Raw genomic sequence first — 15,193 nt, forward strand, 5'->3', positions numbered from 1 at the left:
ATGTCGTGTTTTTAAATACTTTAAAATGCCCAAGACTATTGCTTTAATTAGATTGTACATTTTTTCACAAACATAAAATATTAGGGAATCACCTAATTACTTAAGGAATTTCCCTATCAATAACGGGATTTCATTGAAATAATACACAATCATGTATGGTCGTGCTTATTGCCAATCTAAATCGTTCAAATTTGGCACAACGACAAATAAGGCTTCAACACGAATATATTCTCTCGGTTGAAACCTTACTTATTCATTTATTTTTTATAAATTAGTGACATAACACTGTATTAGCATCTGCATGATCGGTTGAAATATATGTTACATTTTCTTGCTGCTTAATAAATACATCATAGTAATCATATTGCGACGAATGATATGTGCCATTCGATGTATCATTTGGGTTTAGCAAACAGCCATAACCTTCGTCATATAAATGTTCACAGAGCATAAGGGCGTCATGTTTAGAACCACTTACTACATAAAATTGCTTCATAGGATCATATGATTTAGGAGTGTTTTCAGTATAACCAACAACTTCCCCAATAATACATATACCTGGTTTCGCCTCAATTGAATAGTGTTGCAATTTTGAAATAATATTACTTAAACGCCCCTTAACAACAAACTCGTTAAAACACGATGCTTGAAAGACAATCGCTATCGGGTAATCAATATCTGTGTATTGTTGTATCTGTGTGATAATTTTCCCTAAACGTTTTACCCCCATATAAATTGCTAACGTGCCACCATTCACTAAGGAATTGACATCCACTTCATTTTCTTCTGAATCTTTAAAGTGACCTGTAGAAAATGTCACACTTTTAGCAACTGTACGCATTGTCAAACCTGTCTGCATAGTAGCAACTGCTGCGCTCGCTGATGTCACCCCTGGTACAATTTCAAACGCAATATGATGTTCATTTAGTGTGTCGACTTCTTCTTGCACTCGTCCAAATATTGCTGGGTCGCCACCTTTAAGCCTCACAACCTTGTTATATCGACGTGCTGCTTCCACGATACATTCATTTATTTTTTCTTGCTGAATGTGTTTTGCATACGGCTTTTTACCAACATCGATAATTTCAGTAGTCAAATTCGCATATTGTAAAATTAACGGATTCACTAATCGATCATATAGTATAACATCCGCTTCACGTATTAAACGCTCAGCCTTTTTAGTCAAATAATTCGGATTACCTGGTCCCGCACCTATCAAGTAAACCTTGCCATATTTATCTACAGACATATATATACGTTCCCGTCTGTAACTTCTACCTCATAAACATCTACACAACCTTCATCAGGTTCTTGAACAATACCTGTATTTAAATCAATTTTTTGATCGTGGAGCGGGCAAAATACATATTCCCCACTCACTGTCCCTTCAGACAATGGTCCTTGTTTGTGTGGACAGATATTGTGAATCGCATGAATTTTGCCACTTTCTGTTAAAAACAACCCTACCTCTTTGCCTTTGACAATAACCTTTTTTCCAATTAGGGGTGTTAATTCATCTATAGTTGTCACTTTAATTTTTTCTTTTGTTTCCATGTATTACACCTTCTCCACTTCAAAAATTTTACGTGCTTGCGCATTGCTAGTTATTGCTTCCCAAGGTTCAGCTTCGACTGCTTTTTTAGCATCCATAATGCGTTCAAATAGTTCATTTTGTCTTTCTGGGTCAAGTAAGACTTCTTTTACATTTTCAAATCCAAGTCTTCTTAACCATGGCGCTGTTCTTTCAGCATATATACCTGTTTCGCGATAATATTGCATCAAAGCACCACATAATTTGATTACTTCATCTTCTGTTTCTACAGTTGTTAAAAATTCAGCTTTTTCAACTTCTGTACCACCATTACCACCGATATAGATTTGGAATCCATTTTCAACTGAGATAATACCAAAATCTTTAACACCTGATTCAACACAACTTCTTGGGCAGCCTGATACACCCATTTTGAATTTATGAGGTGTATCGATGTATTCAAATGTTTTTTCTAAACGAATGCCAAGTCGTGTCGTGTATTGCGTACCAAATCGACAAAACTCTTTACCAACACAGCTTTTAACTGAGCGAGTTTTCTTACCATAAGCTGATGCTGAACGCATACCTAGGTCTTCCCATATATTTGGTAATTCTTCTTTTTTAACTCCATACAAACCAACACGTTGCGAACCTGTCACTTTAACTAGTGGCACATGATATTTCTTAGCCACTTCTCCTAGACGAATCAGTTGGTCTGCATCTGTAACACCCCCACGCATTTGAGGTATAACAGAAAATGTACCATCATTTTGAATATTCGCATGGTAACGTTCGTTAGCAAATCTTGATTCTCTTTCATCTTCATGATCATGTGGATAAACCATATTCAAATAATAGTTAATCGCAGGTCGACATTTTGGACATCCACCTTTGTTTTTAAAGTTTAAAACATGTCGAACTTCTTTAGATGTTTTTAAACCTTTCGCTCTTATTTGCGTTACAATTTGATCGCGTGTCAAATCAGTGCAACCACATATACCAGCAGGTTTTGCGGCAACAAAGTCATCTCCTAAAGTGTGCTGCAATATTTGAGCAATTTGCGGTTTACATTTACCACATGAATTCCCCGCTTTTGTTTTAGCCGTTACTTCTTCAACTGTTGTAAAGCCATTTTCCGTAATCGCATTTACTATAGTACCTTTATCAACACCATTACAACCACAAATTGTTTCATCATCAGCCATATCAGCAATTGATAGCGATGCCTCTTCTCCACCTTTAGTAAGCAATGATACAAGTGTGTAATCTTCAGTGGATTCACCTTTTTTCATCATGTTATAAAAGCGTGAACCATCATCGATATCACCATATAGTACTGCACCAACTACATTACCGTCTTTTAAAAAGATTTTTTTATAGTTATTATCAACACTATTAAATATTTCAATACCTTTAATTTCTGCATTTTCTACAATTTGACCAGCACTATACAAGTCACACCCAGAAACTTTTAATGACGTAAATGTTGTTGATCCCTTGTATCCGTTCGTTTCTTTATTTGTTAAATGATCAGCTAATACTTTACCTTGTTCATATAGTGGTGCAACGAGTCCATAAACTTTGCCGTTATGTTCTGCACATTCACCAACTGCATATACATTGCTATCACTTGTTTGCATCACATCATTGACAACAATACCTCGATTAACATCTAGACCTGATTCTTTGGCTACTTCTGTGTATGGTCGAATACCTACTGCCATAACAACTAAGTCTGCCGGAATCTCGCGTCCATCAGCCAATTTAACACCTTCAACATCATCTTCTCCTAAGATTTCAGTTGTGTTGGCTTGCATTTCAAACTTCATACCTTGCTTTTCTAGATCTGCTTTAAGCATATTTCCAGCTTTACGGTCTAGCTGCATTTCCATCAACCATTCAGCTAAATGTAACACCGTTACTTCCATACCTTGATCTAATAAACCACGTGCACACTCTAAACCTAGTAATCCTCCACCAATTACAATTGCTTTCTTTTTAGTCTTAGCAATGTTCATCATTTGTTCAGTATCATCAATCGTTCTCCAACCAATTACACTCGGTAATGTCGAACCTGGAACTGGAATGACGAATGCTTTAGAACCTGTCGCAAAAATCAATTTATCGTATGATACTTCAATACCATTTGCAGTAGTAACTGATTGATTTGCTCTATCTACTTCAATTACAGGATCATTTGTAATTAACTCGATACCATGTTCCTCATACCACTCATATGGATTCATAATTGTTTCTTCAACTGTCATTTTATTTTGTAAAATATTTGAAAGCATGATGCGATTATAGTTTGGATAAGGTTCTTTACCTATTACCGTAATATCATATAAATCGTTGGCGCGCTCTAATATTTCTTCGATTGTTCGAATGCCCGCCATACCGTTACCAATCATTACTAGTTTTTGCTTTGCCATAAAATATGCCCCTTTACTCCATAATATTTATTTCAAAAAAAGGTATTAATTTTTCGTTAGTGCTTTTATATTTTCATCGGAATCATTAAGCTTTCTAATCTATCGTTAATGATTTGCTTTAAAATTGGGTCGAAGTTAATTGAAGGTGTGATGTGTATATCTGTATTAATAACCATGTCATTCATTTGCTGCTTCACTTTGTTAACAAGCCTTCCGTCGTATAAAAATAATGGTACGACAATCAATTTTTGATACCGTTTCGAGATGCTTTCTAAATCATGTGTAAAACTAATCTCTCCATATAGCGTTCTCGCATATGTCGGCTTGCTAATTTGCAAATTTTGAGTGCATATTTGTAACTCTTCGTGTGCCTTAGTAAACTTTCCATTAATATTGCCGTGTGCAACAACCATAACTCCAACTTGTTGTTCTTCACCTGCTAATGCGTCACAAATACGTTGTTCAATTAATCGTCTCATTAAAGGATGTGTGCCAAGTGGCTCGCTTACTTCTACCTTTATGTCTGGATACCGTCGTTTCATTTCATGAACGATATTCGGTATATCCTTGAGATAATGCATTGCACTAAAGATTAGCAATGGTACAATTTTAAAATGGTCAACCCCACTTTGAATCAACGTCGTCATTACCGTCTCTAAATCCTGATGCTCACTTTCTAAAAACGCAATATCATAGTGATGTATATCATCTTTTACTAATTCAGAAATAAATGCTTCTAACGCTTGATTCTGTCGTCCGTGCCTCATGCCATGTGCAACAATGATATTCCCATTCACATTTACCAACCCTTTCACACGTATTGTATACCAAATCATTTTGTTTTTGTGAAAAGAATCACATTATAATGTAAAATCAGGGAATTCCCTGATGCCTGTAGTCATGCATATTCCTTATACATTTTCCCTTTTTGTTAAATCAAAAAAAGTGACCGATATATGAATCCCTACTCAACATTTATTTGAGCAAGCATCAATATATCGGTCGCTTGTAGTGTATATTATTATCTTAAAATGGTGGTTGGCCTAATATTGTTTCGTCAAAGCGCTCGGGTATCAATACTTTGCGCATGATCACACCTAAATCGCCATCATCATTTTCATGTTCGCTGTATATTTCATAACCTCTTTTTTCATAAATTTTAAGTAACCACGGATGCAATCTTGCAGATGTACCTAAAGTAACTGCCGCTGACTTTAACGTATCTCGCAAAAATGCTTCTTCAACATAAGTAAGTAATTGGCTACCATAGCCTTTCCCTTCATACTCAGGATTTGTCGCAAACCACCAGACAAAAGGATAGCCCGAAATACTTTTCACACTTCCCCAAGGATATCTAACCGTAATCGTAGATATAATTTCATCATCAATTGTCATGACAAATGTAGTATTTTTATCTATATTTTCTTTAACAGCATCTAAATTAGCATTAACTGAAGGCCAATCAATACCTAGTTCTCTTAGAGGCGTAAATGCTTCATGCATGAGTTGTTGCAATTTTTCTGCATCTTGTTCACTTGCGAGTCGAATCATCGTTTTTGTCATATTAATCCCCACTCTTTTTTAAATGATTTAACCATATTTTATTTTTAAAATAAATATCCATCAAAGTGTATCAATAAATTTATCACATGTCAGAAAGTATGCTTCATCTGAATACACCAATACTCTCATGAAACTTATTAAAAATTACTCTCTCAACGTAAAAAAACCATTCAAATTCATGAATGGTTTGGAAGAATGATTCATTGTTACGCTATTTAATCACTACATCTTAATTATTGTTGCTCTAAACGATTACGCTTACCATTTAAGAAAGCATAAACGAGACCTACAAAAATACCGCCACCGACAAAGTTACCTAAGAAAGCAAAAACGATATTTTTTAAAACGTGTAACCATGAAACTGCATCAAGGTTAAAGAATACCATACCTGCATATAGACCTGCATTGAACACAACGTGCTCATATCCCATGTATACAAAGACCACGACACCACAAGCTATGAAGAATGCCTTTGTTAAGCCGCCTTTGAATTGCATAGAGATGAAAATACCAATATTAATAAAGAAGTTACAGAAAATACCTTTTGTAAAAATATTCAACCATGTTGAATCAACAGTCTTTTTCTGAACTAAAGCTGTTAAAGCTTGTGTCATTTCAGGTGTCATGACATGCGCAAATTTCATTAAGAAAAATAACACAAACCCACCTAAAATATTTCCTAAGAAACAATATAATAAAATCCAAGTCATCTTCTTAACAGAAACGACTTTATAATACCAGCCTACTGTAAAGTACATGAAGTTACTTGTTAATAATTCAGAGTTAGTTAATACAACTAAAATCAAACCTAAACTAAACGCAATGGCTCCCATTAAATTGATAAGTCCATCTACGTGAGTACTCGCAAACTGCGTCTTTATTCCGAACATAAATACAGTAACGATTGAGAGTAAAAATCCGGCCATCATTGCTTTAAGCATATATCGGCCAGGTGTTTGCTGTACCATTACTTGCTTCATTTGTACTGAAGATGATATTGAATCAACAATTGCGCCTGTTGAATATGTATCTTCAACTGTTTTCTTATTTTCTATCACAGTACTTCCCCCATTTACTTTGATCAAATAAAATTTACTTTCTAATTATATTAGTAAATCAATGTAATTGATAGTTTAAATTTCAGAAAAATCTTTTTATTCTCTCAAAAATGTAGTTTTCTTTCATAAAAACAGCGAGATAAATCGCGTGATTGGCTAATATCTTTATGATTTAAGATATTACGACGCTCATTTTATCTCGCTTTATGTAAAGTATTACTTATTCTTTTTTAAATTTGAAAAGTAATGTAAACCATATGCAAATACACTGTAGCCTACGACTGTACGCAAAATAAATCTAACCACTTTATTTGGTACACATTTCGAAGTAACAGTAATTGAAGATAAAAGCGTAGTAAAAATATATAATATTAATACTTTAATGTAACGTTGTGCCATCGAATCATCCTTCATTCAATTAATAATATTACGTTATTATTATAAACTGAATGGCATATAAAATTTTTTACATATTTTCAACAACTTTATTTCAATAAAGCATCAAGTTGATCTAAAGTTTGATTCATACCTTGTTCAACACCCATGTTTATGACTTGTTGAGCGGCTTCTTTTGTTGGAAATACCGATGTTGATGTCACTGTCGTTTTCGTTGTATTGCTCTTGGAAAATGACAAAGTAATTTTCATGCTTGGCATTTTTGTATCTTTTGCACCTTGAGGTGTCGCAAATGAGTCAATATATTCAATTAAATATGGACGCTTAACCGTTTTATATTCTGCTAATGTATAGCTGGTCATTGTAGGTGTTTTAATCGCATAAAATGCATCACCGCCTGAAACAGCATTAAAGCGAAACACTTTGGTACTAGCGTCTTTTGGATGAAACCATTTTTCAAATAATGCTTTTGTCGTATAGGCATCAAACACCTTTTCAATCGGTGCTTCTATCGTTCTTGAAAAAATAATTTTATTATCTTCAACTTTAATCGTCATCTTCCCACTCCCTATCTTTTATATTTACTCATCTTAACATGCATTGAGTAACATATGTTACCAAATCATTTGTTATAAACTATAGTAATATTAATCATTCCCTCTGTTGAAATTGATAACTACGAAATAAAAAACACACTCTATTCAGCTATTAACAGTTGAGTAGAGTGTGCAAACCTGTTGAATTAATGCGCTAACATTTCTTCTTTGATTTGGTCTTTATTTAATTTTGAAGGATAATATGTTGGCCAGTTATCCATTTCTTTTAATAACGCGTCATTATCATTACCCATAAAGATATGGAAGTGTTCTGCCTTTTTAGGTGCAATGTTGTGATCGCTAAATTGGATGAATTTCGGTAAGTCTTTATCATTACCATCGACCAATTTAAACATAAATCTCACGCCACGGTTACCTTTAGGATATTTCAATGTTTTCTTACCATTGTATTCATATTTACCAGTGTGTTTCTTACCATCTTTAGTAAATGTAATTTCATTTCCTTTTATATCAATGTTAGTAATATCAGTTTTATATCCTTTGTCATAATAAGCTTTTAAATCTTTAGCAGATTTCTTAGGATCATTTTCAGCTTTATGTTCCATCACTTCATCAAGCGTACCGTCTTTTAAGTAAGGGTAAACAGATTGCCATTCACCAGCATAATCGCTTAATTCACGGTCTTTAACTTGCTCATCTTTAAAATACCCATCAGAAATTGCTTTGTCATGTTTACTTTCAGCTTTGTCGTCTTTCACTTTAACACCACTGTCTAAAGCTTTACCGATATTTTCAATATTAGATTTCATTAATGATTGATACGTAATATTATCTTTTTTCTGTTGTTCTTTATTTAAAGACTCCATGTTGTAGAATTTTAAAGGCTTCGCATCTGTTTCTTTACGAATTGTTTCAGTCACTTTATTCGCAACATTATCTTCGTAAAGAATATATTTAGCATTGCTATCTCTAATTTCTTTAACAATTTTAGTTAATTCTTTTTGTGATGGATCTTCAGCATTCATATTTTGAATACCTTTTTGAACAAAACCATAACGATCAGCTAAGTATCCAATTGATTCATGTGAAATGAATACTGCATTACCTTGCTTATCTTTTGTAACTTGCTTCATATCGTTATCAATTTTCTTAAGATCGTCGTTTAATTTTTTGTAGTTTTTCTCATAGTCATCTTTATGTTTTGGATCTTTTTTCACTAATTCATCTTTAATTTCTTTAGCGAAAGTTTGGTTAATTTTAGGATCTAACCATACGTGTGGATCATATCCACCATGATGATGATGATGTTCTTCTTTCTCATGATCATGCCCCTCATGTTCATGCTCTTCACCATGCTCGTGTTGATCAGTTAAAAGCTTTGCTTTATCTAATTTATCCTCTAAAGACAGTTTTTTATCTTTATCTTTGATAGTAGATGCAACTTTCTTAGCAACCGGATCTAAATTATCCCCTGTATACATAAACAAGTCTGACTTGCTTGCACTTAATATATCTTTTTGTGTTGGTTCATAGCTATGTAAATCTGTCCCTGCTGGATAGATTGATGATACCTTCACGTGTTTTCCACCAATTTGCTCTGCAAATGATTGCAATGGATAAACTGTCGTTTTAATTGTTACCTTGCCATCTTTATCTTTTCCATCATCATTCCCACATGCGGCTAATGATAAAGTTACGGCTGGTACAAGAAGTAACATACCTAATTTCTTTTTCATAGTCACCCTCCTAAATAGTAATCTTTACGTTTTAAAATTATATACTCATGCTACTTAAAATACAAGCACTGTTTTTATAAATAATATAAAGTCGAATCATACTTTAGGTATTTACCACTTTTCGTTTTATCTAATACATGACTATTGTACAAATATGATACAGAAAACTTTATAGTATTTACGAACGTCATAATATAAGAAAAAAGACAATCTCTATCATATTGCTAATAGAAATTGCCTTTTCATATTGTCCTAAAATAACTTACCCTATTTTTATAGTGTGACTTTTAGATTTAATAATGGTATTTACATGATGCTATTTTTATATGATTGTCATCTACTGTATAAACCAATCTATGTTCGTGATTGATACGTCTACTATAATACCCAGTCAGATTCGATTTTAACTTTTCAGGCTTACCTATACCTTCCAATGCACCATTTCTGTCAATACTTTTAAGTAACTCATTAATCTTCTTCACCATTTTTTTATCGTTCTGCTGAAAATACTTATAATCTTCAAAGGCTTGAGGCGAAAACGTAATATTTAACCTAGCCATTATACATCTATATCTTTCGTTATAGTTTTCCCACGTTCTAGATCTGCAATTGATTGAGCTAAGTGTTCAGCATTATTTGGGTTCTGTTGGAGGTAAAGTGTTTCCATCATGGAGTTATAATCTGATTCTGACATGATTACTACGTTTTTATCATCAGTAGATGTTACAGTTACCATATCACTATCATCATTTACTTTTGTCATAAGTGCCTTTAAATTCTGTCGAGCGTATGAATAATTTTTAATAATCATATTTATCGCCTCCTTTTAACACACCTCAATTGTACAAATATCTGTACAATAAAACAAGCGACACAGAAAAAAACTACTAATCAAGATTTCGCACGGGGAAGAATCAATACCTATCCTGTACTGATTCCCTACTAAACAATGTTTACATGATAATTTCTACCTATTTAGACTTCATACATTAAAAAGACAATCTCTATCATATCGCTAATAGAAATTGCCTTTTCATATTGTCCTAATAAATTGATATCACTTACTTATCTCAACAATTAAGATTATTTTATTTTATCTTTTAATAACTTCTCATAACTTTCATAATCATATGAATCTTCAACTTTCTCGCCATTAATAAATGCAGTTGGTGTCGTTTTTATATGATTATCTTTCGCTATTTTTTTATCTTTCTCTGCAGCTTTCCAAGACTTGCTATCTTTTGTCTTGTAATCTTTTATAATTTTATTTTCCGTCTCTTTATCTAAATGCAGTTGTTTAATATGTTTATCTAATAGTTCTTTTGTTAACCATTCTTTATTTTCATCTTGCTGGGCAGCAAATAATTGCTTTTGAAAATCTAAAAATGATTTAGGTGCATACATCAATACTGCATGACTCGCACGCGAACCAACAATTGAGTCTTTACCTAAGAAAGCTAAATTGACAAATTGGTATTCCACTTTGTGATTATCTATATAATTTTTACGCAACTTTGGCATGACTTTTTCATCTAATTCTTTACAATAAGGACATTTATAGTCGCCATATATGACAACTAATGGTTTGCCGTTTTTCGAGGATGTCGTTGCTGATTCTTTTTTACCGCAAGCTGTTAAAATTAACATGCTCACTATAAATAATGTTAGTAATTTTTTAGTCATAATAACTCCTGTTCATATCTAGTTCGTCATATTTTCTTCATGATAATCCGCATCATGTTGTTGATAATATCGTCTCGAATCAAAATCTTGCTTATATGATACACGTTTATCACTAAAATCATATGCATAATAATGCACTTCATCATCATTACTCAAAGGTTTATAAGCTAAAATGATAATTTTATCCTTATCATAGACATAAATATTAGCATCTTTGCGTTCAAAATGATCAACACGATCACCGTTGCCTTTTTTGGCAAGTTGTTCTTGTTTTTGATTTTGAATTTTAACTGCTTCATCTATTTCTTTCACATATTTATCATTACCACATCCTGATATAAAGACTAGTAATAATAATACCGTCGCCACAAATCGCTTCAATGCTCCCACTCCTACTATCAACTTCCAACTAACTTTCAATATAATTAATACTATACACCGTCAAACATTAATGCGCTACAACTACTACCAATGCATTTAATATAAATATCCAAAGAAATAACAGTTATGTATAGTCAAAGAAAAATATATTTCATTTTCTATGTGTATTTGTAATCAGTTTTTGATAAAATAAAAAAATAGCATTATTAATAAATTCAAAAATTACAGTTCAATTCAGAGAGGGATGGGATAAAATGAACTTTGTAACGTTGACTTCGGATGAGTTCAATGCGTTTACAACAAAGCATTTTTCACATTACACACAATCAGCTATTCATTACAATCATAGAGTTGATTTAAAAGGCGATGTGCATCTTGTAGGGGTTAAAGATGACAATGGTCAAGTGATTGCAGGATGCTTATTGACAGAAGCACGCACACTTAAATTTTTCAAATATTTTTATACACATCGCGGGCCAGTGATGGATTATACAAATCAATCATTAGTAGCATTTTTCTTTAAAGCATTAACGTCATATTTAAAGAAACACAATTGTTTATATGTCCTTGTAGATCCATATTTAATTGAAAATTTACGCAATGCAGACGGTGAAATTGTTAAATCTTATGATAACCGAGCATTTGTTAGAACAATGGATAAATTAGGTTATAAACACCAAGGTTTCCCTGTAGGTTATGATTCAATGAGCCAAATCCGTTGGCTGTCAGTGTTAGATTTAAAAGATAAGACTGAAGACCAACTTTTAAAAGAAATGGATTATCAAACGAGACGTAATATTAAAAAAACATATGATATTGGTGTCAAAACTAAAACGTTAACGATTGATGAAACGCAAACTTTTTTCGACTTATTCCATATGGCTGAGGAAAAGCATGGTTTCAAATTCCGTGAGTTACCATACTTTGAAGAAATGCAAAAGTTATACGATGACCACGCCATGTTAAAGTTGGCGTATATTGATTTAAACGAGTATTTAAAAACGTTACAATTAAAGCAACAACAATTAACAGCTGAACTCTCAGGTGTTGAAGAAGCATTGGAAGAAAGTCCTAATTCAAAGAAAAATAAAACGAAACGCACACAGCTAGAACAACAGCTAAATAGCAATAAGCGTAAAATCGACAATACAATAGAACAAATTGAACAAGATGGTGCAGTCTTAAACTTAGCTTCTGCTTTATTTATCTACAATGAGCATGAAGTTTATTACTTATCTAGTGGTTCAAACCCTAAATATAATGCTTATATGGGTGCCTACCATTTGCAGTGGGAAATGATTAAGTTTGCTAAAGCGCATCATATTGATCGCTATAATTTTTATGGTATTACCGGTGACTTTTCAGAGTCATCAGAAGACTATGGCGTCCAACAATTCAAAAAAGGTTTTAACGCACATGTAGAAGAGTATATCGGTGACTTTATTAAGCCTATCAAACCATTACTATATAAGGTACAAACGTACTTAAATCATAAACGTCGTTAAAATATCGCTCCAAGATTATGACAACATAACAAAGAACCACGCATCATGTATATGGCTTCATCGCCATACTAAAACATGATACGTGGTTCTATTTGATTATTCTTCATTTATAACATTTAAGAAACGTCTTAATTCTTCTGTTTTCGGACGATTGAACATCTCTTCTGGTGCCCCTTGTTCTCCGATCATGCCTTCATGAATAAATACAATGTTATTAGATACTTCTTTAGCAAAACGCATTTCATGTGTCACAATGACCATTGTCATGCCTTCATTAGCCAAATCTTTAATAACCTTTAAAACATCATTCACAAGTTCAGGATCAAGTGCAGATGTTGGTTCATCAAACAACATCACTTTAGGGTTCATTGCTAGTGCTCTTGCAATAGCAACACGTTGTTGTTGACCACCTGATAATGCATGTGGACGTTGATCTTTGACATGTGTTAAACCAACTTTCTCAAGTAACTCAAGTGATTTCCCACGTGCCTCATCCTTTTTCAACTTTTTAACTGTGATAAGACCTTCCATTACATTTTCTAATGCCGTCTTATGCGGAAAAAGGTTATAACTTTGAAATACCATACCAGACTGTTTACGAACTTCTATTTGTGATTTTTTATCTTTAGATGTATATGTTTTGCCGTTAACATAAACTGTACCTTCAGTTGGAATTTCTAATGCATTAATCATACGTAACAATGTTGTTTTACCTGAACCAGATCGACCGATTAAGGTTACAACCTCACCTTGTTCAACAGATAAATCAATACCTTTGATGACTTCAACATCATTAAATGATTTATGGATATTGTTCAATTGAATCATGAGCGATACCCTCTTTCAATATAAGATTCATAGATACCTTGGATAATTGAAATAATAAAGCATACCACCCAGTACATTAGCGCAACTAACACATAAATTGTTAAATATTCATATGTTGTAGACGCAACTTCTTGAGCTTTTCTAAACATTTCAGCCACTAAAATAAATCCTAATAATGATGTATCTTTGATTAAACTTAAAAATGTATTACCTAGTGCAGGAATCGACACTCGAATTGCCTGCGGTAAAATGATACGTTGTATCGTTTGACCATACGTCATACCGATGGAATATGCAGCTTCTGTTTGTCCTTTCGGTATAGAAATAATACCGCCACGAATAATTTCCGAAGCATACGCACCTACATTTAATGATAAACCAATAATAGCAGCCACTACAGGTGCCAATGTCCATTGGTTGTCAGCGTCATTTGTTAATAATCTACCTAATTCTGGAATACCATAAAATATGATAAATAGTTGTACTATCATTGGTGTTCCTCGAATAATAGATACATAGACACGTGAAATACTTCTTAAAATTTTACTCGTTGAAATTCGCATTAATGCTGTAAATAATGCAATAATCAATCCTAAAACAAATGTAACTAATGTAATAGGAATTGAATATTTGACCAAACCTTCTAGCATAGGTCCGAAAGCTTGTTTTGCAGCATCTAGCGCATGTTGTTGTTCGCTATTTAGATTTAGAAACATCTTGACCAAACCATTTCTTACCTATTTTAGCTAATTCACCGTTTTCCTCGATTTTTTTCAAGCCATCATTGAATTTTTGAACTGTTTCATCATCTGCTTTTTTAGAAAATGCAAATGCAGATCTACTTTGTTCAGCATTACCTTTGATTGCTTTGATCTTAGCATTAGGTTTTTGTTTTTTATAATCCAAGTATGACAGACTATCATTAAATGTACCATCAACACGCTTAGACAATAATAAATCCATTGATTGGTTAAAGCCATCAACTTTTGTAATATCAGCACCTTTATCCTTAGCTAATTTACCATAATTAGATGTGAATGTTTGTGCTAACTTCTTACCTTTAACATCATCAAAATCTTTAATATCTTTTTCATTTTCACGAATAACTAAAACAGCACTTGAGAATGTGTAAGGCTTAGAAAATTTATATTTCTTTTCTCTATCAGGATTAATACCTACTTGGTTCGCGATTACATCAAAACGCCCTGCGTCTAAACCTGCAAACATAGAATCCCAAGAAGTTTCATTAAATTTAAGTTTTAAACCTTCTTCTTTAGCCACTGCTTTAATAACATCAATATCGTAACCAGTTAATTTACCATCTTTATCGTGGAAACTAAATGGTGCATAAGTCCCCTCAGTCCCAACATTAATTGTCTTGCTATCTTTACTAGCTTCCTTGTCTTTCGACGAATTGTTTCCGCATGCAGCCAATATGAAAACGAAAGCTATCATCACAAATAAAAGTCTTTTCATAGAATATATCTCCTTATTCTTATTATTCTAATCGGAATAAAAATATT

General features: G+C 33.0%; 19 protein-coding genes. 1 reads left to right on the forward strand and 18 read right to left on the reverse strand.

Annotated features, from left to right (window positions below; genetic code table 11):
* Positions 1–271 precede the first annotated feature (271 nt).
* The 15 genes from cobA to IDG63_RS00645 all read right to left on the reverse strand — a co-directional run bounded on the left by cobA (position 272) and on the right by IDG63_RS00645 (position 11,337).
* Positions 272–1,249, reverse strand: a complete 978-nt coding sequence (gene cobA / locus IDG63_RS00580; protein WP_000109875.1) for a uroporphyrinogen-III C-methyltransferase — start codon at positions 1,247–1,249, stop codon at positions 272–274.
* On the reverse strand, positions 1,240–1,554 hold the full coding sequence (gene nirD / locus IDG63_RS00585) for a nitrite reductase small subunit NirD (RefSeq protein ID WP_000448222.1): 315 nt from the start codon (positions 1,552–1,554) through the stop codon (positions 1,240–1,242). Before nirD ends, cobA begins: the two co-directional genes overlap by 10 nt.
* A gap of 3 nt (positions 1,555–1,557) precedes the next feature.
* On the reverse strand, positions 1,558–3,963 hold the full coding sequence (nirB, locus tag IDG63_RS00590) for a nitrite reductase large subunit NirB (RefSeq protein WP_001118725.1): 2,406 nt from the start codon (positions 3,961–3,963) through the stop codon (positions 1,558–1,560).
* A 65-nt stretch (positions 3,964–4,028) separates the two neighbouring features.
* Positions 4,029–4,760 carry a sirohydrochlorin chelatase gene (locus IDG63_RS00595; RefSeq protein ID WP_001014065.1) on the reverse strand — a complete coding sequence of 244 codons (732 nt, stop codon included), beginning with the start codon at positions 4,758–4,760 and terminating at the stop codon, positions 4,029–4,031.
* Positions 4,761–4,989: 229 nt separating this feature from the next.
* Positions 4,990–5,526: a GNAT family N-acetyltransferase gene (locus IDG63_RS00600; protein ID WP_000169317.1), complete on the reverse strand. Its 537-nt coding sequence runs from the start codon at positions 5,524–5,526 to the stop codon at positions 4,990–4,992.
* A gap of 233 nt (positions 5,527–5,759) precedes the next feature.
* Positions 5,760–6,584: a formate/nitrite transporter family protein gene (locus IDG63_RS00605; protein WP_000572040.1), complete on the reverse strand. Its 825-nt coding sequence runs from the start codon at positions 6,582–6,584 to the stop codon at positions 5,760–5,762.
* Between the two features lie 216 nt (positions 6,585–6,800).
* The gene (locus IDG63_RS00610; RefSeq protein WP_000079142.1) at positions 6,801–6,983 is read right to left on the reverse strand and encodes a hypothetical protein; all 183 of its coding nucleotides are present in this window, start codon (positions 6,981–6,983) and stop codon (positions 6,801–6,803) included.
* 86 nt (positions 6,984–7,069) lie between these two features.
* Complete coding sequence (locus tag IDG63_RS00615) at positions 7,070–7,537, reverse strand: SRPBCC family protein (protein WP_000153344.1); 468 nt, start codon at positions 7,535–7,537, stop codon at positions 7,070–7,072.
* Between the two features lie 185 nt (positions 7,538–7,722).
* Positions 7,723–9,273, reverse strand: coding sequence for a zinc ABC transporter substrate-binding lipoprotein AdcA (adcA, locus tag IDG63_RS00620; protein ID WP_000727763.1), 1,551 nt, complete (start codon positions 9,271–9,273; stop codon positions 7,723–7,725).
* A 187-nt stretch (positions 9,274–9,460) separates the two neighbouring features.
* Positions 9,461–9,532, reverse strand: a complete 72-nt coding sequence (locus IDG63_RS14640; RefSeq protein ID WP_223200558.1) for a hypothetical protein — start codon at positions 9,530–9,532, stop codon at positions 9,461–9,463.
* A gap of 34 nt (positions 9,533–9,566) precedes the next feature.
* Positions 9,567–9,833 (reverse strand): Txe/YoeB family addiction module toxin, encoded by a 267-nt coding sequence (locus tag IDG63_RS00625; RefSeq protein WP_000113262.1) that lies wholly within the window; start codon positions 9,831–9,833, stop codon positions 9,567–9,569.
* Complete coding sequence (locus IDG63_RS00630; RefSeq protein ID WP_000584499.1) at positions 9,833–10,084, reverse strand: type II toxin-antitoxin system Phd/YefM family antitoxin; 252 nt, start codon at positions 10,082–10,084, stop codon at positions 9,833–9,835. The genes IDG63_RS00625 and IDG63_RS00630 overlap by 1 nt, the downstream gene beginning before the upstream one ends.
* Before the next feature lie 164 nt (positions 10,085–10,248).
* Complete coding sequence (locus IDG63_RS00635; protein ID WP_223197974.1) at positions 10,249–10,329, reverse strand: hypothetical protein; 81 nt, start codon at positions 10,327–10,329, stop codon at positions 10,249–10,251.
* Positions 10,330–10,356: 27 nt separating this feature from the next.
* Entirely contained in the window at positions 10,357–10,956 is a 600-nt protein-coding gene (locus tag IDG63_RS00640) for a DsbA family protein (RefSeq protein ID WP_086095919.1), read from the reverse strand.
* A gap of 18 nt (positions 10,957–10,974) precedes the next feature.
* Positions 10,975–11,337, reverse strand: coding sequence for a DUF4467 domain-containing protein (locus tag IDG63_RS00645; RefSeq protein WP_000819843.1), 363 nt, complete (start codon positions 11,335–11,337; stop codon positions 10,975–10,977).
* Between the two features lie 254 nt (positions 11,338–11,591).
* Between IDG63_RS00645 and fmhA the strand changes: the two genes are divergently transcribed.
* Entirely contained in the window at positions 11,592–12,842 is a 1,251-nt protein-coding gene (gene fmhA / locus IDG63_RS00650; protein ID WP_001012222.1) for a FemA/FemB family glycyltransferase FmhA, read from the forward strand.
* 96 nt (positions 12,843–12,938) lie between these two features.
* Here the strand turns inward: fmhA and IDG63_RS00655 are convergent, their stop codons facing one another.
* From IDG63_RS00655 to IDG63_RS00665, 3 genes are read right to left on the reverse strand one after another with little or no spacing between them, the layout of a single operon-like run.
* The gene (locus IDG63_RS00655; RefSeq protein WP_000615461.1) at positions 12,939–13,670 is read right to left on the reverse strand and encodes an amino acid ABC transporter ATP-binding protein; all 732 of its coding nucleotides are present in this window, start codon (positions 13,668–13,670) and stop codon (positions 12,939–12,941) included.
* Positions 13,667–14,386 carry an amino acid ABC transporter permease gene (locus tag IDG63_RS00660; RefSeq protein WP_000479576.1) on the reverse strand — a complete coding sequence of 240 codons (720 nt, stop codon included), beginning with the start codon at positions 14,384–14,386 and terminating at the stop codon, positions 13,667–13,669. The genes IDG63_RS00655 and IDG63_RS00660 overlap by 4 nt, the downstream gene beginning before the upstream one ends.
* Positions 14,367–15,146: a transporter substrate-binding domain-containing protein gene (locus IDG63_RS00665; RefSeq protein WP_000825929.1), complete on the reverse strand. Its 780-nt coding sequence runs from the start codon at positions 15,144–15,146 to the stop codon at positions 14,367–14,369. Before IDG63_RS00665 ends, IDG63_RS00660 begins: the two co-directional genes overlap by 20 nt.
* Positions 15,147–15,193 lie beyond the last annotated feature (47 nt).

Source organism: Staphylococcus sp. EG-SA-14 (genome assembly GCF_017151935.1).
GTDB lineage: Bacteria > Bacillota > Bacilli > Staphylococcales > Staphylococcaceae > Staphylococcus > Staphylococcus aureus.